The organism is Kibdelosporangium philippinense (assembly GCF_021390435.2).
Lineage (GTDB): Bacteria > Actinomycetota > Actinomycetes > Mycobacteriales > Pseudonocardiaceae > Kibdelosporangium > Kibdelosporangium philippinense.
Map to the genome: position 1 here is coordinate 1,013,668 of NZ_JAJVCN010000001.1, position 25,607 is coordinate 1,039,274.

Below are 25,607 nucleotides of genomic sequence, written 5' to 3' on the forward strand. Positions count from 1 at the left end.
GCAGCAAGTTATCCACTCACTAAAAGGATTGTCAAGATGTCGACTGCTTTGGTCAGTCGGGTAGGAACTCCGGTATCTCTTGGATTCGCTTTTTCGGCAGGCGCTTGTCCGGGTTACATCATCGGGCAGGTCGTGCTCATTGTCACGACCTTGCTGGTCCTGCGCAGGTTGTCCCTGCGGTTGGGCGGCGAGAGGGCGAATAAATAGAAAATGAACCTTCCCGCATTGATGCTCGGGCTTTTGCTCGCCTGGCCTCTATACAATCTCGTCCTTTCTGTTCTGGGCTTGAGAACTCCTCGGCCGAGTTCGGCGACGGCAACAGAACAATCGTGTTTCTGGCTCGTGGTACCGGCGCTCAATGAAGAGTTGGTCATCGCACGCACCGTCCGGTCACTACTCGCTCTCGAGGCGGCGGATGTTCGGTTACGCGTCCTGGTGGTCGACGACGGCAGCACGGACGGGACATCGACGGCGCTGGCCGCCATCGACGACGAACGTCTGGTCGTGTTGCGGCGCGAGCCTCCCGACGCGCGCAAGGGCAAAGGACCTGCGCTCAACGCCGCGTATCGGTTGATCCGAGAGGTCGCGCGACGAGAGGGCGCGATCGACCGCACGGTCATCGGAGTCATCGACGCGGACGGCAGGGCCAGTTCCGGCATCCTCTCGGAGGTGAGCCGCTACCTGGCCGATCCCGCTGTCGGGGCAGTGCAGTGCCGGGTGCGTATCCGCAACCGCCACACCCGTCTCGGCCTGCTGCAGGACGTCGAGTTCGGCTGTATCGCCGACTCCGCCCAGGTGCTGCGCGATGCCATCGGCAGTGTCGGGCTTGGCGGCAACGGCCAGTTCACCAAGCTGTCCGCGTTGATGCTGTTCGGAGACTCGCCATGGTCGTCCTGCCTGGTCGAGGACGTCGAGTTGGGCCTACGCCTGCACCGGGCGGGTATCCGTATCCGCTATGTCAGGCAGGCGAACGTGTCCCAGCAGGCCGTGGTCGACGTCCGTCGCCTTGTGCGGCAGCGTGGCCGTTGGGCGCAGGGAAACCTCCAGTGCCTCCGGCACGTGCCCGGTCTGCTCGGCTCGCAGCGCGTCACCAGTCTCGGACTGCTCGACTTCCTGCACTACTTGATCACTCCGTGGCTGGTGCCGCCGGTCTCGGTGGTCGCGTTGATCCTGCTCGGCCTGAGCGTCTACGGCCAGTTCGGTGGGCTGGTCCCGACTCCGCTCGTCGCGAGCGAGGCGGATATGCCGGTGTCATTGGCCCTCGGAGTGACCGCGCTGTTGCTGCCCGGGGCGATCTGGGGCTTGGCGCACTGGTTGCGGTTGCGAGACGAACCGCTGGGACGCTGCCTGCTCATTTCACTGAGTTACCCAGTGTTTCTCCTGCTCGGCGCCGCCGGGAGTTGTCAGGGGATCGTCCGGCACCTCGCACGTCGCCACGACTGGGCGAAGACCGAGCGCCTTGCCGAGGAAGCATGACGTCTCCGCAGATCAAGCGGGTATTCCCGCCATGAGTGCACACGTATGGTGTCAATCCCCTCAGATCGTGGAGACGGTTTATGCCACTTCGGTTCTGACCTGCGTCGCTGATACTGCTCGTGCGTGTGCCATCTGATGCTCGAACGGGATCGGGGCCAGGCCGTCGTTGGCGCTGTGCCGGCGGGTGGTGTTGTAGAAGTCCGCGATCCAGGTCGCGACCTTGATCCGCGCCTCAGCTCGGGTAGTGAACCGGTGTCGGTGTACGAATTCGACCTTGAGTGTGCTGTTGAACGCCTCGGCCGCGGCGTTGTCCAATGCGGACCCGACCCGGCCCATCGACTGCACCACACCCAGCGTCCGGCAGGCCGCCGCGGTCGCTGCGGCGGTGTATTCCGATCCGCGGTCGGTATGGAAGATCACCCCGTCCACGTCCCCGCCCCGGGTGGTCGCGGCCATCCGCAGCGACGCCACCACCACAGCCGCGTCATGGTGGGCGGACATCGCGTAACCCAGCATCCGGCGGGAGAACAGATCCTCAGTGGTCGCGAGATACAGCGGCCCCTCATCGGTGTCGATCTGCGTGACATCCCCGCACCACAACACATCCGGTGCCACCGCGGTGAAGTTCCGCCGAACCAGATCGCGAGCCACTGGCCGTTTCCCCGGCCGGGTCAGCGACCGCCGGCGTTTCGGCGGTCGTCCGGCCAGACCGAGCTCGACCATCCGCGCCGCCACGGTGTTCTCCGAGACCTTCCAGCCGGCCTCCCGCAGGTCACGGGTGATCCGGGGACTGCCATAGGTCTCACCCGAAACAGTGAACAACCTCCTGATCTGCTCATCCAACTGCTCCCGCCGCTGATCACGGGCAGTGGGCTTGCGGTTGATCCACTTGTAGAACCAGGACTGCGAGACCTCCAAGGCCCGGCAGGCGATCGCATGCGGGACACCGTGCTTGGTCCTCTGGGACGCGATGAACTCCGCCACGATCACTGGTTCATCGCGTCCTTCACCCACAGGACCACGGAGCGCTTGAGCACATCACGCTCCATCTCCAACTCGGCCTTCTCCTTCGCCCACTGTGCTCGTTCGGCCCGCAGCCGGGCCAACTCCGCACGCTCGGCCTCGTTCAACCCGTCTGCGGGCTGCCCGGTCTGGCGCCGGTCGGCCTGTACCCAGTTGTGCAGGGTGTACGCGCTGATCCCCAGATCCCGTGCGACCTGCGCCACCGACTTGCCGGTCTCGGACACGATGCGCACCGCACCCGCCCGAAACTCCGGATCAAACCGGCGCCTCTTATCTCCCACGACCTGATCATCTCTCTTGGTTCAGGTCTCCACGCTACGAGGGGAAGCACAATGGAGAGCCCCGGCCCAGCAGCCGGGGCTCTTGTACAGATTGGAGTTCAGATGACCAGGATGAGGCTGGCGTCACGTGGTATCGGCCTGGTGGTTGGCGCCATGGTGGCCTGCGTGGTGATGAACTGCTCGGCACGGCCATCGCCTACCGGCCCGCGGCTCGACGGCTGGTTCGTCACCGTCTATTACACAGCTGTCGAGAAATATCACGTCGAGCCCGCGGAATCTGTTCGTGGGTGCCCGCGATCCGAGTGTGAGCGCGGCGACGCTCCGCTGGGCGAATATCCCAAGGGCTTCGTCGATGCCGTACAGGCGGAAGGCACCGGACGTATTACGAGTGGCCCGAACGCCGGGCGTTACCTGAACTGGTCGCACGATCTCGGCTACTGGTTGGACGATGCCCCGCGAGATTCTCGTGGTGGGCGGCTCGAACCATTCGCCAGTGCGGCGGCCGACCCAAGCGTACTGGCAGCCGGTACGAATTTCACGATCGCGGACTGCGGCACACTTGATTCTGGAGAAAAGCTATCCGACGAGCAGTGTGACCGAATCCGGTCGGCTCACTGGACGGTACGGGACGAGTTCACTCCCGGCTTGGGTGGGCCGCAGCACATCGATATCTACATCGGTGAGGAACAAGGCCCCGATTTCACATCGAGCCCGTGGTACTTGTCGCTCAAGAATGCCGTCCTCGCGCTGGGTTGATGCCGTGAAGGTCTTCTCTTCTCACCCTCACGGCATCCATAACGCCCTACTGCCGAATCGCGCGGTGAATCGTGCGAAGGCCGGTCACACACACGTCGCAGAGTTCGCCGGTCCGGGGCGAGTCCCGCGACGGGAAGCCACCGAGCGCGCGGAACGGCACTGCTTGCGCTCCGCACAACGTTGGAGACGCCTCGCCGGTCAGTGGTTCGTCGAGGTGGGTCCGCCCCTGAATGATCACTACGTGGAGGATTGGCGATTCATCCGTGCCCAGCGCCCACACGAGTTCGGACAGTTGCGGGACCCGGTTCCCGTCAGGCATGCTGTTTTCCTCTCAACGTCCACTGTGGAACGTGGTGTCTGCGGCTGTCGTCGCGTTGCCTGGTCGCATGCTGAACACCTGTTGCGGTCGATGCCCAGGTTGTCGTCGATCAGCACGCACACCGCGCCGCAGCGGGCGAACCACAACGGGACGCCGTCGAACTGGATCGAAGGCGCGTCGGGATCCACAATGTGGGTCAGTTGCCGGAACACACCCGCGCCGAGCATCGCGTCAGTCCCCCTACGCCGAATAGATGAAAAGTCGGGAAGCGATCTGCCGGGTTGATCAGCGCGCACCACACATCGATGAGCTCGAAGCGGACCGGGTGGCCGCCAAGACGGCTGTCCACGGTGGCAGCTCGCGGCCGACCGTCGGTCCACTCGCCCACCGGGCCACGCCGCTGCCCACCCGTGAGGGAGGCAGCGGGATGAAGGCTCCTGGCTTCTGCAAACGAATGCCGAGATGGCTCAGGGCAGTCAGCGTTCTTGTACTGATCGAAGTGGCCGGCCCGGTCAGGAATATCCACTCCGGACGGTCGCCGGGCAGCGCGATCACCGGGCCGGCGAGCATCTGCTGGGACAGCAGCGATTGAGTCTCCATCCCAAGCTCGGCCCGCATGCCGATGGCGTTCACGTTCTCCGAAACGGCGAGCACGAGACGCTTGGTCGCGGGATCGACGCCGGTCGGCCAGTCGTAGAGATGCTGGTACGCCATGGCTCTTGCCACCACACCGTCCAGAAGGGACGTTTGTTCGAAGTGAGAGATACTGCCACGCACAGCGAGCCACCTTCCTCGTCTTCTTGTTCGCTGGCGTCGTTCTCGTCAGCGGTTACCGTGGGACCGGCTGCTGTGGAACCCGGCGGGGACAGGAGGCAGCGAGCCCCACCGCAGCCGGCACCGGACGGCTCGGCGGAGCAAGTCACGCCGTCCGGTGGCTTTCAAGTGCCGACTTCGAGGACACCTCCGCCTGGACGTTCGTCCGCGTCTGGTCCAGACCGAGCTGACGTGTGCTCGCTGTCTCCAATGCCAGACGTAGTACGGGGTCTGGCGGGTGTCCGCGGGGACGTCGATGCGCCGCCGTGGTTTCCGTGGCGGACCGTCCGCTGAGACGGTTGGCGATCACACGCGACGCGACGCCTATGCCGACCACGCTGACCGTGCCGGCGATGACGTAGTCGAACACCACCTAATCCCCTAGTGGGGGTTGGGGTGCGGTGAGGCCAGGGATCCGCGCCAACCCGGCCTCACCGCCGTTGAGATGCCGGGCGGCGACAGACGACACCTGAGGGGAGGAGACGCCGCTGTGCCGCCCGGCCGCATCGGTGTCGGCCTTGGGGGAGAAGGTGATCCCGGCACCGGAGGTTTTTCCACACTTGCGTGTGTTGCTCGCTTTTCGAATCGCGATGTGCAGCTGGCGAGCCTGTGCGATCGTGAAGTAGGCGATCTCGCCGTGCGGTAGGGCCAACGCGATCATTCCGTCGATACTCGTCACCCGTACGGAGCTGCGTCGTCCGACGGTGTCCCGACAGTTGGCCGCCCACTCGATCCGAATCATCATGCACTCTTTCGTGCTTTTCGTGCGATATGAATGTCAATACGAAGGCAATGGAAAACGGTCATCCGAGGGGTTGCCCGGATGACGCAACGTCGTGAAACGTCTGTGCCCTCGGCCGCTATTCGGCCGGTTGATTGGTGCTGTCGTACAGTGTGTCTTGGAATGTACGACGCTGTACATCGCCCATGCGTGTTGTCGCAGCATTAGCCTGACTGGACCTATCGCAAGTGAGCACGTCTGGTGGAAGCTCCGCACGTCGAGAGGAGTGACCAGGTGACATCCATCTACAGCCCCACTGTTCGGCGTAGGCGGCTCGACGCCGAACTACGACGTCATCGGGAGATGTCTGGTAAGAAGATCGAGGAAGTCGCCGAGTACCTTGGTTGCAAGCATCCAAAGATATCCCGCATCGAGAATGGACATGGCAATATCAGTCCTGGCGATGTCCGTCTAATGTTGGATTTCTACGGAGTGCACGGGCCGGAAGTCGAACGCCTGATCCAGCTCGCCAAGGATGCACGCGTGAAGGGCTGGTGGTACGGCTACGGCGACGTCCTACCGGAGTGGTTCGCGACCTACGTCGGGTTAGAGGCGGAAGCCTCCGCGAGTCATGTGTATGAGGGTGAGGTGGTTACTGGACTCCTCCAGACACAGGAATATGCTCGGGTGGTCACCCTTGCGACCGTGAACGGAATGTCGGCTGACGAAGTCGACCGGCGGGTGAACCTGCGGATGAAGCGTCAGGACAGGCTGCACGACCAGCGGCCGATCGAACTGTGGGCAGTGCAGAGTGAGGCGGCTCTGCGACGCCCGGTTGGCGGTAGTGTCGTGATGCGGAATCAGCTTCACCACCTCTTGGAACTCGCGGAGCTGCCGCACGTCAAAATGCAGGTGCTACCCTTTTCCGTCGGTGAGCATCCAGCGATGACCGGCCCTTTCACGATCCTCAAGTTCCGTGAGGATGCCGATCCTGACGTCGTCTATCTCGACACCCCTGTCGGTGGTCTCTATCTGGAGAAGGACAACGAAATAACGTACTACACGCGCATATTCGACCAGCTTCGCGCGCTGGCGACGGACCCGGCGGCTACTATCAGTTTCATCCACCAGATCGCCAAGGAGTTGTAGTTGATCAATCAAGAAACCGTGATACCGAAGGACACGACCTGGCGAAAGGCCAGCCGTAGCGTTGGTCAAGGCGCCTGTGTCGAGGTCGGGCTGTTTCCTGGCCATGCCGCGACGCGGGATTCCAAGAATGCTTCCGGTCCCGCGCTGGTGTTCGGTGAAGGCGAGTGGACCGTGTTCCTCGAGTCCGTGAAGCGTGGTCCCTTCAGCTAGGTGTCGCGTCAATCCTCTGGGGCGTTGTCGAGCCGCGGAGAATAGTGTTTGCCCGGCGCGGGGACAGGACCCGCTCAGGCGTGTAGTGGCGCCGGGCACTACGACACTGATCAGCTATCAACCGCAAAACCGAAAGTGGTGGCTTGGCCGTCCGCATCGGCACCGAAGGCCCCGATGCCGCTGACTTCAAGCATTCCAGCTGGTCGCGCGCGGCACAGGGCCGACTGCCGGTGACACTTAATGTCCACAATGGACGATCGACGGTCACATAGGTCCCACTTGTCAAGCGTGTTACCCGGGTTGGATGCCGTGAAGGTCTTCTCACCTTCACGGCATCCAACGCCAATGCTGGGAGTCTCAGGGCTGCGCGTGTGGTGTGGAGGTATTCGAGAGTCCATTGTGGACACCAGATCACCTCGCCAGTCACACCTGTCACTCCCTCTCCACCTGTGGCAGGACCGAGTGCCGTGAAGGTCTTCTCACCTTCACGGGGTTGAACGCGCCGAATCTTCCCCTCGCAACGGCCTATCGCCCGTCGCAGGCCTGAATGAAGGCTACTGTGGACAGTCCTTTCGCGACGAGTTCGGCGCCCGTTTGTTCCCTGCGGGCAGCGGTGTTCTCGTGGCGTCCGCTGGGGTGGCGGGTTTCTCGCCGAGGGCGTAGGCGATGGCCTGATCCAGGTCGAGTTTCGCGCCACGCCGAAAGGCGATCTGGAACGCGGTTGCCGACGGCATGGCGAGCCCACCGCTCGCCGTGCCGTTCGCAGAGCTGCAAGCACCGCAGGCACAGTGCGGTCGCGCGGGGAGCCCGCGAACCAGGCCGCGGATCCCAGACTGTGCTTGGCGAAGGCCAATACAGACAGTTAGCCTCATCGCCCAGCCGTAACCCGGTCTGGTGATGCGCCGGGGGTGGTCACCACACACCAGCCAGACAACCTACCGGGACGTGTCTTTGTCGGTCGTGTCGTCGGCTGTGTTGTTCCGCAGGGTGGACCGAACCTTCTTGAGTATGGTGCGAATCTCGTCGGGTGACCTGTTCTCCACGGTGCGAAAACCGGGCCGTGACTCGCCGCTCTGTCGCTCGTGGGTGCGTTTCACCAGACCGTTGTGGGGGATCTGAGCGATCGCGGGCCCGGCAGCGAGGTGTTCCTGCTGTGCATCCGGCGTTGTCGCGATGATGGCGGTCGAGCTGTTGCCGGCTGGGATGTCAGTTTCGGGCGCGGGCCCGTGACTCTGGCCCGCATGGTCCGTGTCACTCTCTGGTCGCGGCGCGGACGGGTCGGCGAGCATGGTCTCGGGTAGCAGTAGCTGGGCAGTGATTCCGCTGGTCGGCGACTGGGTCAGTTCGGCCTCGACGCCGAGCCGCCTGGCCAACCGGCCGGCCACGTGGTGCCCGAGGAATTGGGTCGGTGCCACGGTGAAATCCTCCGTGCCGCGCAACCGGGCGTTGGCCGTGGCCAGCTGCGCGGGGGACATTCCGGGGCCGTGGTCGACCACACTGAGCGCATACCGGACGCCGGTCCGCTCACCGTGGATCTCCACCGGCAGGAGTGGCGCGGAGAACGACAGCGCATTGTCGATCAGCTCGGCAAGCAGGTGCGCGAGTTCGCCGACCATCGCGCCGGTCACGTGCACATCGTCGACACCCCGCAACGAGACTCGCCGGTAGTCGGCTACCTCGGAGATTCCGGCGCGGATGACGTCCGTGATGGCGAGGGGTTCCGCACTGCGTCGCGGACTCGGCTTGCCGGCCAGGACCAGCAGGCTCTCGGCGTTGCGGCGCATGCGGGTGGCCATGTGGTCCAGCTCGAACAGGTTCGCCAGCGCCTTCGGATCCAGTTCCGCGTGTTCCAACTCGCTGATGAAGCCGAGCTGGCGGTGCACCAGGTGCTGGTTGCGGCGGCCAAGGTTGGCCAGCGACTCGGTGGTGTTGCGGCGCAACAGAGCCTGCTTGCCCGCCAGTTCGAAGGCTGTGCTCTGCACGCGGTCCAATGCGTGCGCGGCCGACGCGATCTCGGTAGCTGCTCGGGCGGGCGCGCGCACCGGCTCCGGCGGGTTCAGCTGGTCCGCGCCCGGCGCGTGCAAGGCGGCCGCCGAAGACGGCAGCCGGCGAGTGGCGACGTCATGCGCCTGCGCGGTCAGCGCCGCCAGCGGCCGGACGATCGATCGCAGGCAGCCCACCACCAGGGCGATCTCCAGGCCAATCGCGAGCAATGCCAAGAACAGGAACGCGACCAGCCCGCCTGCGGCATCGGTGCGCAGTTCTCTCGCGCCCTGCCGCAGGTCCTCGCCGAGCGCGCGCTGTACTGCCCACATCTGGTCGAGCACCGACGTCATCTGCGTTCGCCAGACGGCCGGATCGATCCGGTACGCGAGCCGGTCCGCTACCGACGAGGTCGCCACCCGCTCGGCGGCGGCCGCCTGCTCCGCGGCCTGCGACTCGAGACTTGTGTCCAGCTGGATTCGCCGGGCCATGGTCGCGTCGTCCCGGAACGCCGCGATGCCTGCCAGTCTGGCTGCTCGGATCTCGGTGAAGCGGATGTACTCACCAGCGCGGAAGTGGCCTGCGTCGAAGACACTGGTGAGAAACTCGCGTTCTTGCGCCGTGGCCTCGTTGGCCGCGCTGAGCGCACTCAGCGCTCGCAGGCCCTTGCGCAGCTCGGGGTCCCGCGCCTGGTCCATCCCGGGCTCGACCTCGTTCAGCGCGGCGATAGCGGCGGTGTACCACTGGCCCGTGGAACTTCGGTCGGCTCGGTCGGTATCGACGTTCCACCTCGTCGAGATCACCGCGGTAAGCCGATCGAGCGCGTCACGGACCTCACGGGCTCCGGGGGTGTCCTCCGCCGCGACTGCCTTGTTCAGCTCGGCGAGCGCCCGGTCGGTGTTTGTCCTTTGCCGCAGGATCGACGTGGTGACAGGGGGCTCGTCGTAGGTCAAACCACGTTCCTGCTGCAACTCGCGGATCAGATCCTGCACGGTGAGCGCGAGCGACACGGCTTTCTCGGTGTCGTCGGCCTGCGAGTAGTCGCTGTGCCTGCCGACGATGATGATCCCGAGCAGGACGAGCGCGAGGGTCACCGAGACCAGCAGGATCCGCATCAGCCGGTGGCGGATCGTGCGTGGCATGAGCAGTCGGTGGACGAGTCGCCGGTCTCTCTCGTTTCCCGGTGCGTCACCGTCAGGCACAGACTGATGGCATACGAGCACTGCTCCTCCGATTCACGGAATAAATTTCAATTTCGACGCCTGGCGAATGTGCTCGACGAAATCGAGTCTTTAGTGACATCGACCCCGGCCGGGCCACGCGACAAGATTTCACGAGGCCATACTCGCGTCAATGACACGATTGGTGGGAGTTAAGCCCATTCGGTGCTACTCCGCGTGATGGGTGCGCCGATGGTGAATCGGTGGTTCATCGAAGTAGCAGGCCAGAGTCGCATTTCAGGCGATTTCCGTTGATCGGGTCGGAGGAGAAAATAGGTGAATCGTAAATTGTTGACAGTTTGACGGATGGCTCGACCGGGGCCGTCAAAAATACATGCGCTGAACCAAATCGTAGCCCGAAAAATCTCCACGAAGATCGACTAACGGCGCCATTAGGCCAGCTGGTCGAGCAAGAGCGCGGCGCCGAGTAGCCCGCCGTTGTCGCCGAGCTCGGTCGCGACGACGCGGGCGGTCTCGCTCCCTGGTTGCAGCGCGGACTGCCGCACCGCCGCATTCGCTTGCGCGATCCAGCACGGCTCGCCCATCGCGACACTACCGCCCAGTACTACCCGCTGCGGATTGAAGACGTTGACGATGTCGACGACGCTGGAGACCACGGCCGCTCCGGCGGCGGCCAGGATCTCGCACGCGTCAGGATCGCCGTTCAGTGCGGCGGCGCCGACGTGGTGGCCTCGCAAGGGAGTTCCGCCGAGCGAGTCGCGCAGCAGGGCCAGGCCGGATCCGGGGTTGGCCAACGCGTGCCGGTCCGCGGCCCGGCCGATCGCCGGTCCGGACGCGACCGCTTCGAGGCAGCCACGTCGGCCGCAGTCACACATCGGCCCATCCGGCGCGACCACCACATGACCGAGTTCCCCGGCAGCACCGTCGGTGCCACGCAACAGCTCGCCGTCGGCGATGACCGCGGCGCCGATACCCGTCGAGATCGTGAGGTACACGAAGTCGGTGTGGCCTCGGGCCGCGCCGAAACGCTGTTCGGCGAGTGCCGCCGCGTTGACGTCCCGGTCCACGGCCACCGTCAGGCCCAATTGTTCTCGCAGGTAAGGGCCGAGAGGCAGGCCGGAGAATCCGGCTGGTGTGTTCGGCGGGTCGTACAGGATGCCGGTCCGCGGATTGACTGGTCCGGTCGTGCTCACCCCAAGTCCATACGGTGGCACGGGGCTGGCGGTCCGCGCCTCATCGGCCAGTTGCGCACACAACCTCAAGATCTCCGACGGGGAACCGGAGGTCGGGGTCGCCTGCTTGTGCGCACCGAGCAACTGTCCGTCGTGGGTGACCGTGGCGGCACGAATCCACGTGCCACCGATGTCCAACGCGAGCGTGGGGTGGTTCTTGGCCATCGTTCGTCCCTTCGGTCGATCACAGCACTCTTGTGACCTTTTCCAGGTGGCGGAACACGCCTGGCTCGATGCCGGCGCGCTCGGCGAGAACGACGCTGAGCAACTGCAGCGGGAGTATCTCCGCGACGTGCCGCGCCACCCCGCGGCAGGCCGCAAGGGGGAGGGCGTCCGGGTCGGGCACTGTCTGGCCAAGCCAGACAACTCGTCCGCCGTACCGGCGAATGTCGTCGGCCAGTCGTTGGCTGAGTGGCGCGGTGGGGCGGTCGCCTTCGAACAGCACGGCGGTGACGCCCTCGGTGACCATCTCCAGCGGGCCGTGCCGGAACTGGCTCGTGCTCAGCGCTTCCGCGGGGTACTTCGCGGCTTCTTTGATGATCAGTGCCCCGGTGCCCGCCGCGGCGCGTGAGGCTCCCCGAGCGAGGATGACCAGGGTGTCGGGTGTGGATATCGCGTCGCCGATCGCGTCGGCATGCGCACGCCAGTCGTCAAGGTAGCGCTGCACGGCGCCGACCGCGGTGAAGAGGTCGGTGCTCTCGGGCTCACCGAGGGCGACGCGAACGGCAAGCGCTGACGCGACGAGCGTGTTGACGTACGTTCGGGTGCTGACCGCCCTCTCCTCGCCGGCATGCAGTTGGATGAGAACATCGGCCGACTGGGCCAACACGCTGTCGGTGTTGTTCACGATGCCCAGCACGGTTGGCCGAGGGTTGACGCACTGTTCGAGCTGTTCGAGCAGCGCATGGACCTCCGCCGACTCACCGGACTGCGACGCCACCCACACCAGCGAGCGGCCAGTGATCAGTTCGGGCACGTCATGCAGCAACTCCCCGGTCTCCACGAACCAGACCGGCAGGCCGGCCTTGGCCAGGCGCAGGTAGCTCGGGTAGCTCGCGTACAGCGAGGCGCCCATCCCGGTGATCAGGATCCGGTCGAAGCCCGCGAGCCCTTGGGACAGGAAGGTGGTCGCCGTCGAGCCCAGCCCCATGCTCAGCAGGTCACGCAGGGCCAGTGGCTGCCCAAGGATGTCCAGGACGTAGTGGGGCAACTGCTGGAGAGACCGCTCAGGGGAATCGGACACAGCGTTGTTCTCCTTCTGGCGCATCGGAAGACAAACGGACGCACGAACGGAGAGTCGCACAGGTTCGATCGCAGAAACAACCTATTCGAACAGATTTTTTGTTCGAACTGATTGCAAACCGCTGTTCGGATGGGTACTTTTCGTCCCACTATCGACCGAGGACGCGAGGAGACAGGATGGCGAGTCCACCGGCACTGCTTGAGGCTCGCGGCATCAGGAAGAGCTTCGGGCGCGTCGAAGCGTTACGCGGAGCCGACTTCGAGGTGCACGAGGGTGAGGTGGTCGCCCTCATGGGAGACAACGGAGCGGGGAAGAGCACCCTCATCAAGACGCTCGCCGGCGTGCTGACCCCGGACGCCGGCGAGATCTGGTTCGACGGCGAACGCATCACGCTGTCGTCCGCACAGGACGCGCGCAGGCGCGGAATCGAGACCGTCTACCAGGATCTCGCACTGGCCGACACCCTCGACCCGCCCGCGAACCTGTTCCTCGGGCGGGAGATGGTACGCAAAGGGCTGTGGGGACGGATCGGTTTTCTTGACCACGCCGCCATGCGGGCACAGGCCAGCGAGGCCTTCGAACGGCTCGGGGTCACCGTGCGCGCGGAGCACGGTGCGGTGGGGTCCTTATCCGGCGGCCAACGTCAAGGCGTCGCAGTATGCCGAGCGGTGATGTGGGCCAGCCGGGTGATCTTCATGGACGAGCCGACGGCCGCCCTCGGGATCGCCCAGACCCACAACGTGCTGGGACTCATCGAGCGCGTCCGAGCCTCCGGGGTGGCGGTGGTGCTCATCAGCCACAGCGTTCCCGAAGTGCTCGCGGTCGCGGACCGGATCGAGGTGATGCGCCTCGGCAGGCGGGTCGCCCGGCTTCGAGCCGCCGACGCGACAACCGAAGCCGTCGTCGCCGCCATTACCGGGGCTGAAACCGAGGACCTGCCGGACAGGCAGAACACAGTGGACGGAGGCCAGCGGTGAGTCGACTTCGGCAAGCGCGGCGGGTAAGACATGCCGCCCCGGCGCCCTCCGCGTCCGTGTCCCGGCTGCGGCGGCTGGCTACTCGACAGACCAGCATGATCCTCCTTGTCCTTGTGTTCACTGCCTTGATCTTCGCAGTGCTTTCTCCCGCCGAGTTCGCCACCACTGGCAACGCAAGGAACGTCGCGCTCGACGCCTCGGTGCTTCTGGTGCTCGCGGTCGGCTCGACCTTCGTGATCATCACCGCGGGCATCGACCTGTCCGTGGGATCGGTGCTGGTGTTCTCCGGGGTGGTGTGCGCCGAAGCGATGGGCGCGATGGGCGGCAATGGCTGGGGCACCGCACTCGTCGGCCTGGTCGTGGCGGTGGTCAGCGGCGTGGCCTGGGGGATGTTCAACGGCGTGCTCGTCGCACGCGCGAAGATCCCGTCATTCGTCGTCACCCTCGGCACACTGGGTGCCGCGCTCGGCCTCGCCTACATCATGACCGACGGTCTTGACGTTCGGACGGTCCCTGAAGCGCTGGTGGAGATGGGGATCGGTCGGGTGGCCGGTGTCCCTTGGCTCGTGCTGATCGCCCTCGCGGTGGCGATCGTGTTCGGCGTCCTGCTCGCGCAGACCCGATTCGGCCGGCACACCTACGCCATCGGCGCGAACATGCAAGCGGCCGAGCGGGCGACCATCAACGTCAAATCACATCTGATCACTGTGTACGCCATCGCCGGGGCACTGGGCGGCATCGCGGGTTACCTGTCGCTGGCGCGGTTCGGAACGACAACCATCGCCGGACACGCCACCGACAACCTGCAGGTGATCACCGCTGTGGTCATCGGCGGCACGAGTCTGTTCGGGGGGATCGGCACGATCCTCGGCACGTGTATCGGTGTCCTCATCCCAGTCGTGCTGCAGAACGGTTTTGTGATCATGGGACTGGTCCCGTACTGGCAGCAGGTCGCCGTGGGAGCCGTACTCATCATCGCCGTGTTGGTCGACCAGTTGCGTCGCGCACGGGCCTCCGGTTGACCCGCGTTACGGAAGGAGCACACCATCATGCGTACGAAGCTCACAGCCCTTTCCGCGGTGGCGTTAACTCTGGCCGTCAGCGTCGGCGGATGCGGCGGCCCCTCTGGCGGAGCACCTGCCCAGCCCAAGATGACCCTGATCGTGGGGAATCAAGGCGACGACTTCTACAAGGCGATGGAATGTGGCGCCAAGGCGGCGGCAGCACGCCTCGGCGTACGGCTGGACCCACAAGGTCCCCGCGCCTTCGACACGTCGTTGCAAGTCCAGATCGTCAACTCGGTGGCCGCGAAACGCCCGAACGCGCTGTTGATCGCGCCAACGGACGACACTGCCCTGTACCCGCCGCTGCAACAGATCCACGCCGAGGACACCAAGATCGTGACGGTCGACACCACGTTGAAGAACAGGGACATCGTCAGCGCGGCCGTCGGATCGGACTACGTGCAACTCGGCGCCGAGGCCGCCAAGCGGCTCAACGCCCTGGTGAACGGCCGGGGCAAGATCCTGGTCATCGCGAGTCCGCCCGGCGTGACCACCAGCGACCTCAGCCGTCAGGGACTGACCGACGCATTGGTTCGATATCCCGGACTCGAGCTGGTTCCCACCCAGTTCAGCGGGGGTGACGCCGCGAAGTCGGCGAGCCTGGTCGCGGCCACGCTGTCCGTGCACCCCGATCTGGCGGCGGTGTTCACCCTCAACGGCGGTGACGCACAGGGCGTCGTGACCGCGCTTCGCGAGGCCGGAAAGCAGAACCAGGTGAAGTTCATCTCCGGTGACGCGCAGCCGTTCCAGGTGGACGAGCTGAAGAAGGGCGAAGTCGCCGAGTTGTTGCTGCACAAGCCCTTCGAGATCGGCGAAAAGGGCGTGGAGCAGGCACTGGCCGCGGTAAGGGGCCAACCCGTCCAGCCGGAGTCGACGACGTCGATCGTGGTGGCCACCGCGGCGAACGTCGATGATCCCGATGTCGCCAAGTACCTCTACCGGCCGTGCTAGACCGTCAGAACTCGTGAGTGGTTACGCGTGTTCTAACCCGCATAACCACTCACGAGTTCTGAACTGCCGGTTACCATTCGCGAACACGTCGCACCCTGGTCAGCGAGGATCCCGAAACCGATGAGCAAACAGAATCGCCACCAGCTGATCATGGATCTGGTGCAGACCAAGGGAAACGTCCAGGTGTCGGAACTCGCCGCCCGGATCGGCGTGTCGGAGATGACGATTCGCCGTGACCTCGAGGCGCTGGAACTCCTCGGCGCGGTGACTCGGGTGCACGGCGGTGCCGCCGCCCCGCCGTCCCGCAGCTACGAACCGGCCTACCACGCGCGCCGCCTGCAGTGCGCCGACGAGAAACAGCGGATCGGCCAAGCGGCCGCCGAACTGATCCACGACGGCGAGACAGTCATCATCGATGCCGGAACCACCACGCTCGAGGTGGCAAGGGCGTTGCGCGGACGGCGAAATCTGCGCGTGCTCGTACTGAGCCTGCGGATCGCGGACCTGCTCGCCGACGAGCCGGGCCTCACCGTGATGATCCCCGGTGGCATCACCAGACCAGGCGAGCGCTCGATCATCGGCACGATGGCGCAACGGGCGTTCACCGACCTGTACTTCGACACGGTGGTGCTCTCTGCGGGCGGGGTGGATCCCGAAGCCGGTGTCACGGAATACATCCCCGAGGACGCCGCGGTGAAACAGGCCGCCGCGGCCAGCGCCCGGCGCAAGATCGTGGTGGCCGACAGCACCAAGATCGGCACGATCGCGTTCGCCAGAGTCTGCGGCGTCGAGCAGCTCGACACCGTGGTCACCGACAAGAACGTCGACTCCGCGCTGGCACACGCGATAACCGAACGCGGCCCGGAAGTCCTGACCGTCTGACCGCGTGGTCTGTCTACGAGTCGGGGCTGTCCCAGGTCACAATGGCCGAGTCGTAGGCCTCCAACCTGACCCTGTCCCTTCCACTCGGCAGCACGAGGTCGAACTCCACTCGTTCGGGGCTGTGATTGGTCAACGCGACCAACCCGCCACGGTCACCGAGCAGGACCCCGCTGGTGACATCGGGGTGGTCGGCCCAAGCGTCCTCCCGGGCATTGCTCAGGTCGGCCAAACCGGCGTACAAGCCATACCAGTCCGCGTGCCGCCGGTGCGCGTCGGGAATGCGCGCCAGGAGCAACTCGATTGGGTAAGCGCAGGTCACGGTGTGTCCGTTGGCTCGGTCGGCCACCACGAGGGCCGGGTGGCCGTGCTCGTCGACCGCGACTGTGCGGGCGTCAACGACGTCGAGCAGGACCCCTCGAGTGGACTGGTCGTCGTCGAAGGCCGGCATCTCGATGGTGTCGTCCGGACTGAACGGTCCCCACGGCTCGACGAACGTCAGCCGCACGGCCTGGTCCGCGGGTTCCCGGTCGAGGATCCGGCATCCGGCCAGCTCGATCATCTCCGGAATGGCACTGTCGGCTGACAGCGACAGGTAGACCGTTCCGCCAGCGGCGTGGAAGGCCGGTGCGTTCTGCCAGAAGGTGGTCCGCATGTGCCACAGCGTCGTTGAGGTGGTCGTCAGCGGTGCCGGTAGCAGCAATAGGCGTAGCTCCGGCCAGCGGTCGTCCTGCGGTCGTTCCCGGGGGAACTGGACCGCGATGCCGGCGCGGGCGGCCAGGACGAACGCGTTCAGCCACCCGCGTACGAGAGGCACGACACCCGGTGCGGGATTCCACACCGGCTCGGCGGGGGTGTAGATGCCCGATTTCTCGTCCAGACCGAAGAATCTCTGGTCGTAGGGCCGCACATACTCGTAGGGCACCATGATGCCGGCTCGCGGATCCGGCCCGCACCCGGCGTAACCGTCGAGGTCGAGCTGGCGGACGGCGTCCGCGAACTCGGCCAGCACCTGCCCACGTGGCCGCAACGCGCCGGAGGCATCGGTGAAGCCGAACTGGGTCTCGTGCGGCCACCGCACGTACGGCACGCGCCGATAGGCCTCCAGCTCGGCATCCGACCAGCACCAGGACAGAAACCCGATGGCGCCGCGGCCGAAACTCGACCAGAGGAACAACCGGTCGTAGGCCGCGATCCGCTCAGGGTGGTACTGCGCGGAGGAGGCACCGAACTCCTGCAGCATCACCGGCCGGCCCGCACCCGCCGTCAGTGCCGTCTCGAACGCCGCGGAGTGCGTCATCCGGGGGTCGAGCAACCCGTCCGGAAACAGGTCCGGCGCATAGATCGGATACGGGTGCACACAGGTGAAGTCGAGCAGATCGGCCACCACGTCGGCGCGGAACGGGCCGCCCCGCACCTCCTGCGACGCCGTGCCGATGGTGATCAGGTGCTCCGGGTCCTCGCCGCGCAATGCCGTGACCAGGTCCCCGGTCCAGCCGCGCGCCTCGGCATCGGTCGTTCCGGCGATGATCCAGTACGGCGGCTCATCGGTGAGATCCCAGCCGAGCACGCCGGGATCGCCGCGCCAGCGCTCCGCCAGCATCCGCGCCTGCGCGACTTGCGCCCGCAGCAGCTCGACGTCAGTGTGCGGGTTGCGCCCGTTGCGCCACGGTATGTCCCAGAACGCGTCTCCGACCTCACCGCCGACGAACAGGCAGGGATGCAGCAGCACGCCGTGCCTGCGAGCAGCGGCGAGAATCTCGTCGAGGACCGCGAGATGCGCCTCGTCGTACTGTCCCGGCGCAGGCTCCACCGCCGCCCACAACACATCGATCCGCGCCGTGTCCAGGCCGAGCGAGGCGAGTTGGGCGAATGCCTCGTCGAACGCCTCAACACCCACCCGCTTTGCCCAGTCAGGACCCGATCTCGGCACGATATGTGTGCCCACCGGTACGAACGCCCGGCCATCACGACAAAGGAAGTGCCGCCCCCTGCGCACCGGTTTGCCGCCGCCGGTGGATTCTGTGCTTGTGCCGACCATTCTCCAGTCACTCCCGAGCTGCGCCGCGACAAGCCCGCAATCCGATTATGGAACCGGGGGCTGGACTACTAATTCCAGCGTGCTTTGGATGTCATTCTCGGGCAAGGGGCCGATTACTCGGCCACTGCCGGCGGCCGCGTAGTCGGTGGACCATTCGTGTGGTACCGACATGACGATCGGAGGCGGTAGAAATGTCTCTGCGGCAGGTATGGATCAATATACGACCTCTGCGGCGGCACGTGCTGAGGAGTCGGCTGAGCGTGATCATCGGAATAATGACTCTTGTCGTGCTGTGCGGTATCAGTCCGCCGCCGGCATTCGGTGAGCCGTCACCGCAAGAGGCCACTTATTTTCCGCTCGGCCCGCCGACCACCGTGCTGACCCAGTCTGGTTGGGAAACCGAAGCGCCGCACACGTTGAGCGTGGTCGAACCCGGCCGAGGCGGATTCCGGTATTGGGGTTATTACGGCCTCCAGGAATGCGGTGGCATCGGCCGGGCGTGGAGCAATGATCTCGTTAACTGGGTGAAGGATCCCGTCCCCCTGTTTCACGAGCACGGTGAGCGATGGCCATCCGTTCTGCTGATCAGGGACGAATTCCGCATGGTGCACACCGTGGACTACTGCCGCGACAGCTACATCGTGACGCGGACGAGTCGCGATGGCCTGAACTTCACCGAACCGGCCACGCTCGTTCCGCCAGAGAAGGGGTGGCGAAATCAGAATCCCAACCTCTTCAAAGATCCGCGAAGCGGGCGGTACTACCTCTACTGGTATCGCGGAGATGACACCAATCGGTGGGAGATCCGGGTGAAGTCGGCGAGGTCCATCCGCGGTCTGCTGAACAGTCCCGCTGAGGTACTCATGTCCGCGAACTCCACTCTGGCCGCGCCGAACGTTCTTTATTATCGCGGTACGTACTATCTCGCCGTCGAAGTCCTTCGGCAAGGGATATGGGAGACCAACGTCCTGACCAGTGTTTTTCCGGACCGCTCTTTCCGCGAGATCAGTCATAATCCGGTGCTCGGTGCCGGCTCCGCGTGTCTCTTTCAGCATATTTTTCAGGACAAGCTCCATGTGTACTACTGCAAGTTGACCGGCGAAGTGTGGACAGTAGAGCACCGGGCGGCGAACTTGACCGAGTTCGGCCGGGGCCGCGCGAATGGCCCCCTGCATTTTTCAGGCGGCCGCCCCTAATATTGGGGACCTGCCGCAGTATGGCGCCAATTTCGCGGTGACCAGCTTTCGCTTTACTCACCCGCACACCGGAGAGGGTTAGATGAGTAAATTCTGGTTGTACACGGTCGGATTCACGGCGACGTTCGGTATTTCACTGACGTGTTTCACAGGTCAAGGGCACGCAACCCCCGCATCGCAGGGCCACGTGGAGGAGGTTGTGGTCAGCACGCACAGCGATGTGACCGCGGCGCAAGAAGCCAACTGCGGCAACTTCAAAATCGACAAGCCCTGGGGATCCGCTGAGGGCACGGTCTGTTGGAACGGCGGGCAGTCCAAGGGCAGGGTGCTCGACAAGAAAGATGACGGGAAATGCGTCTGGGTACGGCTGTGGTACACGATGCAGGACGGCAGCACCAAGATGCTTGAGTCCCCGAAGGCATGTGGCAAGGGTGCCGTCAAGACCGTCGTGAACTCTTCGCCGAAGAAGTCCGTCTCGGTCCGGGGCAACCTTGTGCACGGCTGAGTAGTGGTGTGTCTCGGAACACGTTGCTGGGTTTATTCGGCGGATCCAGGTTTTCGTTGGGGGTGCCGGACGAAGGTGCCTGTACCGGGTGTACCGGCGCCTTTGGCCGGTGCTGCCCAGAGGAAAATCTGGCTAGCGGGAAGCTGGGCCGTCGAGAAACCCGGCGAACGTTTCGAGACACACCACTGGCTGGACACCCGGTGAACCGGGCCGACCGGCCCTGTTCACCGGGCTCGATCCGCTCGCCCATCGCGATGCGATCGCCACGCGGCCAGACTCTGCAGGCACGCCCGCGTGATCTGGCGGCTGGCCAGCGTCGTCGGGACTTCACCGCAGCAGGGGCACCACATCGACACCGTCCCGTCGATCTCGTCGATCGCGATCAAGTGCGCGCACTCGCACCGACGGCACCAGCGGTGCCCGGTCACCGGGATGACATGCAACGGTGAACTCACGCACTGGTGAACCCATCTGCGGTGGACTGGGCACGAGAGCCGTTCATGAGGAGACAGCTGTCCGAGTTCCTCGTCGCGGTTCTCGCGGTCAAGCACAGCGCCGAACTGCTCCGCTGCCTCGCTGATGCTGGTGACTGACATCGTGATCGCCTCGCCTCGAGCTGAGAAGACCTTCACCGGTTCGCACCAACAGTGCATTCAGGCGAGCTTTCAGCACAGCGTGACAACTACCTGATTGTGGCTACCGAGATACGCATGCGGCCGACCGTCCGTGTCCTTCGCGTGGACAAAGGGGCCCGGCACGGTCGGACCTACCTTGGCGGACCGAAATCCGCGAGAGTGAGGTACGACCATGGCGTCAGAACCCGGCCTTCGGCGCTATCGCGTCCACCTCATCCAGGTCGGCAGGGCCGAGAATGTCACCGCGGTCGCCACCCCGCTCGACGGCCCTCGCGTCGACGAGCCGCGGAACATCAGCAGTCCGGCGACATTGCAGACATTCTTGCAACAACCGGACTTCGAGATTCCCGACGGCACACCCATCGTCCGCCTTGACCTCACCGGGGACGCCGAGTTCTGGCGACACTTCCGCCAAGGCCCCCATCTGAACAACACGCTGCCACTGGGCACAGTTTCGCCGCCCGGCTCCACCGCACCCAGCTCGTACACCGGACAGACGCCCATCGAGCTGCACGGCTGGTGGGTCGCGGCCGATGTCTACGGCCAGCTGGTCGAGCAGGCAGGTCTCGTCGTCGAACGCACCAATCCGAAACCATCGGGTTAGCCCTCCCGCTTCGGTCTCAGCAACGGATGGTGGCTGGTGTCGCCGTCGTCATCGAGGGCGTAGTCGACGGCCTGGTCGGGGGTGAGTCGGGTGCCGTGCTGGAAGGCCGCGGTGAACTGTTGGTCCCCGAGTACGGTGCGAACCTGGTGTTCGCAGCGGTTGTGGAAGAGCGCAAGGTAGCGCGGGCCGGATGGTGGCGTCCCGGTTGAGCGCCAGACCGAGTGGGCCGCGCCGAGCAGCCGGGCGGCGCGGGCGTGCTGGTCGTCGGCTTCCGCGATGAAGGCCAGCGTCTCCAGGTGGTGCGCGAGGACCCACCGATCGTCGATGTGCCGTGTGGCGGGCAGGCCGTCTCGGATCAGCCTGTGGGCCTGCTGCCGGTCGCCGGACAGCCACCAACCGAGACTGAGCACCCACAACGCGTAGGTCCTTGACGAGGACGCACCTCGGCTGTCGCACAGGGCCAGGCATTGCTCGCCGAAGGCCACGGCGCGATCAGGCTCGCCGAGGACCGCGGTGGTCATGGTCAGATAGATCAAGGCGAGCCAGACACCCACCGGGTCGTCAAGCGCCCGATGGTGGGCGAGGGCGTTCTCAAGCAGCGTGACCGCGCGGTGCAGATCGTCCTGGAAAAACGCGACCACGCCGAAGCCCAGCGTGGTGTACGCGGTAGCGAGCTCGTCCCCCAGCCGGCGCGCCAGCACACGGGCCCGCTCCAGTAGGGACCGCGCGGCGGCCAAGTCGGCCTGCAGCAGGGCGAGCCAGCTGCCGGTCTTCAGGGCCGTGACTAGTTGCGGGCTGGGCTCCGGGGCCAGCGCCATGGCCCGGTCGAGCCAGTAGCGGCCCTCCACATGTGTGCAGGAGCGGACCCAGTAGTGCCACATGGCGGCGGCGATCTCCAGGCCGGTCAGTGCCTGGCCTGGTTCGGTCAGGCAGAACTCCAGCGCGGCCCGCAGGTTGGGGTGCTCGCGCCGCAGCCGGGCGAACGACGGCAGCTCGTTGGGCCCCAGCCACTCCTGCTCCGCCCGGGCGGCCTGGAAACGGTAGTGGTCGCGGTGGCGGGCTTGCATGGCCGTCAGCCGACCGCTCTCGACCAGCTGTTCGTGGCCGTAATGGCGGATGGCTTCCAGCATCTGGTAGCGCGCGGGGGTGTCGGTGTCATCGTGTGTTCGGGTCAGGATGGACTTGTCCACGAGCCCGGCCACCAGGTCGAAGACGTCCCGCTTGGCGATGCCTGCCCCGCTGCAGACCGTTTCGGCGGCGTCCAGGTCGAAGCCGCCGGCGAACACCGATGCCCGGGCCCACAGTTGCTGCTCCTGCCGCGTGCACAGTCCGTAGCTCCAGGCGATCGTGGCCCGCAGCGTCCGCAACCGGGGCGTCGCGATCCTGCTACCCGCGGCCAGGAACTCCAGGTAATCGTCCAGCCCGAGGAGGATCTTGGTGACCGGCATCGCCCGCACCCGCTGCGCTGCCAGCTCGATGGCCAGCGGGATGCCGTCCAGCCGGTGACAGATCCGCGTAATCGTCGCGCGGTTGTCGGCGTCGACGGTGAACCCGGGCCGGGCGAGCGCGGCTCGCGCGACGAACAGCCGCACTGCCTCCCCCCGCGCGCCGGCACGCGGGGACACTGGTTGCCCAGGATCCGGCAGCGGCAACGGAGGGACTTCCAGCAGGTGCTCCCCGGTCGTGCCCAGGGCTTGCCGGCTGGTGGCCAGGATCCGCAGCCGCGCCGCGGCCGCCAGCAGCCGGCTGGCCAACACCGCGCTCGCGTCCACCAGATGCTCGCAGTTGTCCAGCACCAGCAACAACTGCTTGGCGGCCAGGTGGTCGGTCAACGCATCCATGGACGCGACGGTGAGCCGGTTTTGGATGCCCAGAACGTTCGCGACGGTAGGAACCAGCAGCGTGTCCTTCGTGAGTGCGGCCAGTTCGACCAGCCACACGCCATCCGGAAAGGCTTCGCGCACGTGGGCGGCCACCCGCAATGCCAGCCGGGTCTTACCAACCCCGGCCACCCCGGTCAGTGTGAGCAGCCGCGCCCGCCGCACCAGCCGCGCGGCATGAGCGGTCTCACGACGGCGACCGACAAAACTCGTCAGTTCGCCCGGCAGATTCCCCGCCGGCCGACTCGATCCGACACTGGTCATCACCGGTCCCAGGTTTCTCGTTGCTCGGCGACCCATGTCGCGAGCCGGGTGCGTTTCGTGATGCCGAGCTCGGCCTGCATCCGCTTCACCTCGCCCATCCCGCGACGACGCCCGATGATGTTGTTCATGTCGGCCGGCAGATTGTCCTGCTGCCGCTGGGAGACCACGGCGTCTCAGCCTAGTTCCGCTCGCGGACACCAACACCGCATCGCCACTCACGCCGGCTGGCGATGTGTCGTCGAAGTCCACTTCTGGCCACCGAATCACTGACAGGCCGGGCTTCCGGCTCTGCGCGTTGCCGAAAAATCAGTGCTCGTCGTAGTGGTCTCGGTGAGCGGCATGGCGGTGGCCGTCGTGCACATAGTCGATGTGATCACCATGGGGCACCGCGACGTGTCCGCAATTCTCGCCGTGCTCATGATCATGGCCTTGATGCGAAGCGTGTTCGGTCGCCTCGCACTCGTCGTAGTGACCCGCGTGGCCACGGTGAAAGTGGCCGTCGTGCACGTAGTCGACATGATCACCGTGCGGAATGGCGACATGACCGCAGTCTTCACCGTGCACGTGGTGGTGGCCGGGATGCTCGATGTGAGCGATTGTCAGAAACACCCAACTACCCCGCGTGCGTGTCATGATTCGCCCTTTCCCGTGATCGCGTGTACGCCTGAATGTCGTGTCCCACGATGGGATGTCTACCCCTGTACCCCGCGTCACCTTTTCCCTATTTCGTAGATCGTGCAAGCGTGTAGCTCCAGGAGCGTTCGGCGGATCCTCGCCAACGTCGTAATCTGGCCTCGACGAGTCCCGTACCGGTTCGATGCCGCGGCGATCATGGCCAATGACGGTCAATGGGAAACTCCGCCAAGGGTGGTAAAAGCGTTTCCCGTTCGCGGTTCATCATTCTTGCCCTGACATCCGGTGTCTGGCGTGGGTGCCCACGCGGAGGAGCAGAAGGGCGAACCACGTGTACCTGTCCACCGTTGCCCGCCGCTGCAACCGCGGCACGGTGTCCCGGTGCAAGCTTCGCGCTGTCGGTTCGAACGTCGTCGCGCTGGGCGCTGTCAGCCTGGTCACCGACATCTCCGCCGAGATGGTCACCGCGATCCTGCCGATGTACCTGGTGCTCGGCCTGCATCTGAGCCCTGTGGTCTACGGGCTGGTCGACGGCCTCTATACCGGAGCGACCGCGCTGCTCCGGCTGATCGGCGGCTATCTCGCTGACCGGGTGCGCAAGCGCAAGACTGTCGCGGGCATCGGCTATGCGCTGTCCGCGGCCGCGAAGCTGGGCATGGTGGCGGCTGGCGGGTCAGTGGCCGCGATCGGCGCCGTACTCACCGTCGACCGGGCCGGCAAAGGGCTGCGTACGGCACCGCGCGACGCGCTGATCACCTTGTCCGTGCCGGAATCCATGCTCGGCCGAGCCTTCGGAGTGCACCGCGCGATGGACAGCGCGGGCGCGTTCGCCGGTCCGCTGGTCGCGCTCGGCATACTCGCCGTGGTCGGCTCGTCCGTGAGCCTCGACGCGTTCAACGCCGTGTTCGTAAGCAGTTTCTGCGTCGCCGCGATCGGCGTGCTGCTGCTCGTGCTGTTCGTCCGCGACGATCAGGCCGCACGTCCGGCCGTCGGAACCGTGTCACCGCGCGCTGCTCTCTCCCTCCTGCGCGCCGCCGGGGTGCGTCGGCTGTTCATCGCCGCCTGCGTGCTCGGGATGGTGGCCATCGGCGATGGATTCGTGTACTTGTTGTTGCAGCGCAAGGAAGAAATCGCCACCGTGTGGTTTCCGTTGTTCGCCGTCGGCACCAATCTCGCCTACCTGGTGCTGGCCGCGCCGCTCGGCGCATTGGCTGACCGGTTCGGCCGGCTCCCGGTGGTGCTCTGCGGATATGGCGCCTTGACCATGGTCTATCTGCTGCTCGCGGGCCCGGTTTCGGGCTGGCCGGTGCTTGTGATCACGCTCGGGTTGTACGGCGCCTTCTACGCCGCCACCGACGGAGTGCTGATGGCGCTCGCCGGCCCGGTCCTGCCGGAGGCATTGCGCGCCACCGGGATCGCGCTCATCCAAACCGGGCAAGCGGTCGCTTATTTCGTCTCGTCCGTCCTCTTCGGACTTGCCTGGCAGGCATGCGGCACCGCCGTGGCGATTGGAGCGGCCGCGTGCGCTGCGGTGTTCGCGATCGTCATCACTCTGGTGCTGCTGGTCCCGCGTCGGCAATGAAGGAGACCC

Annotated in this window: 27 protein-coding genes; 12 read left to right on the forward strand and 15 right to left on the reverse strand. The window is 65.5% G+C overall.

Features of this window, described 5'->3' with window-relative positions; translation table 11 throughout:
- Positions 1-228 precede the first annotated feature (228 nt).
- The gene (locus LWC34_RS04775) at positions 229-1,476 is read left to right on the forward strand and encodes a glycosyltransferase family 2 protein (RefSeq protein WP_284051503.1); all 1,248 of its coding nucleotides are present in this window, start codon (positions 229-231) and stop codon (positions 1,474-1,476) included.
- A 78-nt stretch (positions 1,477-1,554) separates the two neighbouring features.
- On the opposite strand, the gene LWC34_RS04780 is transcribed toward LWC34_RS04775, so the two are convergent.
- Both LWC34_RS04780 and LWC34_RS04785 read right to left on the reverse strand, forming a co-directional pair.
- Positions 1,555-2,466, reverse strand: coding sequence for an IS3 family transposase (locus LWC34_RS04780; protein WP_233722569.1), 912 nt, complete (start codon positions 2,464-2,466; stop codon positions 1,555-1,557).
- Positions 2,463-2,780: a transposase gene (locus LWC34_RS04785; protein WP_233722568.1), complete on the reverse strand. Its 318-nt coding sequence runs from the start codon at positions 2,778-2,780 to the stop codon at positions 2,463-2,465. The genes LWC34_RS04780 and LWC34_RS04785 overlap by 4 nt, the downstream gene beginning before the upstream one ends.
- Before the next feature lie 102 nt (positions 2,781-2,882).
- Here LWC34_RS04785 and LWC34_RS04790 point away from each other — a divergent pair, with 102 nt between their 5' ends.
- Positions 2,883-3,536 carry an RlpA-like double-psi beta-barrel domain-containing protein gene (locus tag LWC34_RS04790; RefSeq protein ID WP_233723182.1) on the forward strand — a complete coding sequence of 218 codons (654 nt, stop codon included), beginning with the start codon at positions 2,883-2,885 and terminating at the stop codon, positions 3,534-3,536.
- A gap of 46 nt (positions 3,537-3,582) precedes the next feature.
- On the opposite strand, the gene LWC34_RS04795 is transcribed toward LWC34_RS04790, so the two are convergent.
- From LWC34_RS04795 to LWC34_RS04810, 4 genes are all read right to left on the reverse strand, one after another.
- Positions 3,583-3,855: a hypothetical protein gene (locus LWC34_RS04795; RefSeq protein ID WP_233723183.1), complete on the reverse strand. Its 273-nt coding sequence runs from the start codon at positions 3,853-3,855 to the stop codon at positions 3,583-3,585.
- A 285-nt stretch (positions 3,856-4,140) separates the two neighbouring features.
- Entirely contained in the window at positions 4,141-4,569 is a 429-nt protein-coding gene (locus tag LWC34_RS04800) for a bifunctional DNA primase/polymerase (RefSeq protein WP_233723184.1), read from the reverse strand.
- Between the two features lie 205 nt (positions 4,570-4,774).
- The gene (locus tag LWC34_RS04805; RefSeq protein ID WP_233723185.1) at positions 4,775-5,038 is read right to left on the reverse strand and encodes a hypothetical protein; all 264 of its coding nucleotides are present in this window, start codon (positions 5,036-5,038) and stop codon (positions 4,775-4,777) included.
- 3 nt (positions 5,039-5,041) lie between these two features.
- Positions 5,042-5,410 carry a hypothetical protein gene (locus LWC34_RS04810; protein ID WP_233723186.1) on the reverse strand — a complete coding sequence of 123 codons (369 nt, stop codon included), beginning with the start codon at positions 5,408-5,410 and terminating at the stop codon, positions 5,042-5,044.
- Between the two features lie 273 nt (positions 5,411-5,683).
- On the opposite strand from LWC34_RS04810, the gene LWC34_RS04815 reads away from it, so the two are divergent.
- Both LWC34_RS04815 and LWC34_RS04820 read left to right on the forward strand, forming a co-directional pair.
- On the forward strand, positions 5,684-6,538 hold the full coding sequence (locus LWC34_RS04815; RefSeq protein WP_233723187.1) for a helix-turn-helix domain-containing protein: 855 nt from the start codon (positions 5,684-5,686) through the stop codon (positions 6,536-6,538).
- Positions 6,539-6,748 carry a DUF397 domain-containing protein gene (locus tag LWC34_RS04820; RefSeq protein WP_233723188.1) on the forward strand — a complete coding sequence of 70 codons (210 nt, stop codon included), beginning with the start codon at positions 6,539-6,541 and terminating at the stop codon, positions 6,746-6,748.
- A 554-nt stretch (positions 6,749-7,302) separates the two neighbouring features.
- Here the strand turns inward: LWC34_RS04820 and LWC34_RS04825 are convergent.
- From LWC34_RS04825 to LWC34_RS04840, 4 genes are all read right to left on the reverse strand, one after another.
- The gene (locus LWC34_RS04825) at positions 7,303-7,482 is read right to left on the reverse strand and encodes a hypothetical protein (protein WP_233723189.1); all 180 of its coding nucleotides are present in this window, start codon (positions 7,480-7,482) and stop codon (positions 7,303-7,305) included.
- Positions 7,483-7,683: 201 nt separating this feature from the next.
- Positions 7,684-9,873 (reverse strand): sensor histidine kinase, encoded by a 2,190-nt coding sequence (locus tag LWC34_RS04830; RefSeq protein WP_233723190.1) that lies wholly within the window; start codon positions 9,871-9,873, stop codon positions 7,684-7,686.
- 470 nt (positions 9,874-10,343) lie between these two features.
- Positions 10,344-11,309: an ROK family protein gene (locus tag LWC34_RS04835; protein ID WP_233723191.1), complete on the reverse strand. Its 966-nt coding sequence runs from the start codon at positions 11,307-11,309 to the stop codon at positions 10,344-10,346.
- Between the two features lie 19 nt (positions 11,310-11,328).
- Positions 11,329-12,387 (reverse strand): SIS domain-containing protein, encoded by a 1,059-nt coding sequence (locus LWC34_RS04840; RefSeq protein ID WP_233723192.1) that lies wholly within the window; start codon positions 12,385-12,387, stop codon positions 11,329-11,331.
- A gap of 176 nt (positions 12,388-12,563) precedes the next feature.
- Between LWC34_RS04840 and LWC34_RS04845 the strand changes: the two genes are divergently transcribed.
- The 4 genes from LWC34_RS04845 to LWC34_RS04860 all read left to right on the forward strand — a co-directional run bounded on the left by LWC34_RS04845 (position 12,564) and on the right by LWC34_RS04860 (position 16,261).
- Positions 12,564-13,364 carry an ATP-binding cassette domain-containing protein gene (locus LWC34_RS04845; protein WP_233723193.1) on the forward strand — a complete coding sequence of 267 codons (801 nt, stop codon included), beginning with the start codon at positions 12,564-12,566 and terminating at the stop codon, positions 13,362-13,364.
- Positions 13,361-14,386 carry an ABC transporter permease gene (locus tag LWC34_RS04850; RefSeq protein ID WP_233723194.1) on the forward strand — a complete coding sequence of 342 codons (1,026 nt, stop codon included), beginning with the start codon at positions 13,361-13,363 and terminating at the stop codon, positions 14,384-14,386. The genes LWC34_RS04845 and LWC34_RS04850 overlap by 4 nt, the downstream gene beginning before the upstream one ends.
- Before the next feature lie 27 nt (positions 14,387-14,413).
- Positions 14,414-15,379, forward strand: a complete 966-nt coding sequence (locus LWC34_RS04855) for an ABC transporter substrate-binding protein (protein ID WP_233723195.1) — start codon at positions 14,414-14,416, stop codon at positions 15,377-15,379.
- A gap of 120 nt (positions 15,380-15,499) precedes the next feature.
- On the forward strand, positions 15,500-16,261 hold the full coding sequence (locus LWC34_RS04860; RefSeq protein ID WP_233723196.1) for a DeoR/GlpR family DNA-binding transcription regulator: 762 nt from the start codon (positions 15,500-15,502) through the stop codon (positions 16,259-16,261).
- 13 nt (positions 16,262-16,274) lie between these two features.
- Here the strand turns inward: LWC34_RS04860 and LWC34_RS04865 are convergent, their stop codons facing one another.
- Entirely contained in the window at positions 16,275-18,158 is a 1,884-nt protein-coding gene (locus LWC34_RS04865) for a glycoside hydrolase 5 family protein (protein WP_233723197.1), read from the reverse strand.
- A 416-nt stretch (positions 18,159-18,574) separates the two neighbouring features.
- Here LWC34_RS04865 and LWC34_RS04870 point away from each other — a divergent pair, with 416 nt between their 5' ends.
- Positions 18,575-19,495: a glycoside hydrolase family protein gene (locus tag LWC34_RS04870; protein ID WP_233723198.1), complete on the forward strand. Its 921-nt coding sequence runs from the start codon at positions 18,575-18,577 to the stop codon at positions 19,493-19,495.
- 82 nt (positions 19,496-19,577) lie between these two features.
- A complete protein-coding gene (locus tag LWC34_RS04875; protein WP_233723199.1) occupies positions 19,578-20,000 on the forward strand; it encodes a hypothetical protein in 423 nt (140 codons plus the stop codon).
- Between the two features lie 224 nt (positions 20,001-20,224).
- On the opposite strand, the gene LWC34_RS04880 is transcribed toward LWC34_RS04875, so the two are convergent.
- Complete coding sequence (locus tag LWC34_RS04880; protein WP_233723200.1) at positions 20,225-20,596, reverse strand: hypothetical protein; 372 nt, start codon at positions 20,594-20,596, stop codon at positions 20,225-20,227.
- 211 nt (positions 20,597-20,807) lie between these two features.
- Between LWC34_RS04880 and LWC34_RS04885 the strand changes: the two genes are divergently transcribed.
- The gene (locus LWC34_RS04885; RefSeq protein WP_233723201.1) at positions 20,808-21,239 is read left to right on the forward strand and encodes a hypothetical protein; all 432 of its coding nucleotides are present in this window, start codon (positions 20,808-20,810) and stop codon (positions 21,237-21,239) included.
- Here LWC34_RS04885 and LWC34_RS04890 read toward each other — a convergent pair.
- The 3 genes from LWC34_RS04890 to LWC34_RS04900 form a co-directional block, all read right to left on the reverse strand.
- On the reverse strand, positions 21,236-23,383 hold the full coding sequence (locus LWC34_RS04890; protein ID WP_233723202.1) for an ATP-binding protein: 2,148 nt from the start codon (positions 23,381-23,383) through the stop codon (positions 21,236-21,238). The genes LWC34_RS04885 and LWC34_RS04890 overlap by 4 nt on opposite strands.
- Complete coding sequence (locus LWC34_RS04895) at positions 23,383-23,550, reverse strand: hypothetical protein (RefSeq protein ID WP_233723203.1); 168 nt, start codon at positions 23,548-23,550, stop codon at positions 23,383-23,385. Before LWC34_RS04895 ends, LWC34_RS04890 begins: the two co-directional genes overlap by 1 nt.
- A 139-nt stretch (positions 23,551-23,689) precedes the next feature.
- Entirely contained in the window at positions 23,690-23,986 is a 297-nt protein-coding gene (locus LWC34_RS04900; RefSeq protein WP_233726363.1) for a hypothetical protein, read from the reverse strand.
- 361 nt (positions 23,987-24,347) lie between these two features.
- Between LWC34_RS04900 and LWC34_RS04905 the strand changes: the two genes are divergently transcribed.
- A complete protein-coding gene (locus tag LWC34_RS04905) occupies positions 24,348-25,598 on the forward strand; it encodes an MFS transporter (RefSeq protein WP_233723204.1) in 1,251 nt (416 codons plus the stop codon).
- Positions 25,599-25,607 lie beyond the last annotated feature (9 nt).

Excerpts from the sequence above, each read along its gene's own strand:
- LWC34_RS04775 (WP_284051503.1), top strand. The coding sequence starts at position 229 with ATGCTCGGGCTTTTGCTCGCCTGGCCTCTATACAATCTCGTCCTTTCT.
- LWC34_RS04790 (WP_233723182.1), top strand. The coding sequence starts at position 2,883 with ATGACCAGGATGAGGCTGGCGTCACGTGGTATCGGCCTGGTGGTTGGC.
- LWC34_RS04795 (WP_233723183.1), bottom strand. The coding sequence starts at position 3,855 with ATGCCTGACGGGAACCGGGTCCCGCAACTGTCCGAACTCGTGTGGGCG.
- LWC34_RS04800 (WP_233723184.1), bottom strand. The coding sequence starts at position 4,569 with ATGGCGTACCAGCATCTCTACGACTGGCCGACCGGCGTCGATCCCGCG.
- LWC34_RS04810 (WP_233723186.1), bottom strand. The coding sequence starts at position 5,410 with ATGATTCGGATCGAGTGGGCGGCCAACTGTCGGGACACCGTCGGACGA.
- LWC34_RS04825 (WP_233723189.1), bottom strand. The coding sequence starts at position 7,482 with ATGCCGTCGGCAACCGCGTTCCAGATCGCCTTTCGGCGTGGCGCGAAA.
- LWC34_RS04830 (WP_233723190.1), bottom strand. The coding sequence starts at position 9,873 with ATGCCACGCACGATCCGCCACCGGCTGATGCGGATCCTGCTGGTCTCG.
- LWC34_RS04835 (WP_233723191.1), bottom strand. The coding sequence starts at position 11,309 with ATGGCCAAGAACCACCCCACGCTCGCGTTGGACATCGGTGGCACGTGG.
- LWC34_RS04845 (WP_233723193.1), top strand. The coding sequence starts at position 12,564 with ATGGCGAGTCCACCGGCACTGCTTGAGGCTCGCGGCATCAGGAAGAGC.
- LWC34_RS04855 (WP_233723195.1), top strand. The coding sequence starts at position 14,414 with ATGCGTACGAAGCTCACAGCCCTTTCCGCGGTGGCGTTAACTCTGGCC.
- LWC34_RS04860 (WP_233723196.1), top strand. The coding sequence starts at position 15,500 with ATGAGCAAACAGAATCGCCACCAGCTGATCATGGATCTGGTGCAGACC.
- LWC34_RS04870 (WP_233723198.1), top strand. The coding sequence starts at position 18,575 with ATGACTCTTGTCGTGCTGTGCGGTATCAGTCCGCCGCCGGCATTCGGT.
- LWC34_RS04875 (WP_233723199.1), top strand. The coding sequence starts at position 19,578 with ATGAGTAAATTCTGGTTGTACACGGTCGGATTCACGGCGACGTTCGGT.
- LWC34_RS04880 (WP_233723200.1), bottom strand. The coding sequence starts at position 20,596 with ATGTCAGTCACCAGCATCAGCGAGGCAGCGGAGCAGTTCGGCGCTGTG.
- LWC34_RS04885 (WP_233723201.1), top strand. The coding sequence starts at position 20,808 with ATGGCGTCAGAACCCGGCCTTCGGCGCTATCGCGTCCACCTCATCCAG.
- LWC34_RS04890 (WP_233723202.1), bottom strand. The coding sequence starts at position 23,383 with ATGACCAGTGTCGGATCGAGTCGGCCGGCGGGGAATCTGCCGGGCGAA.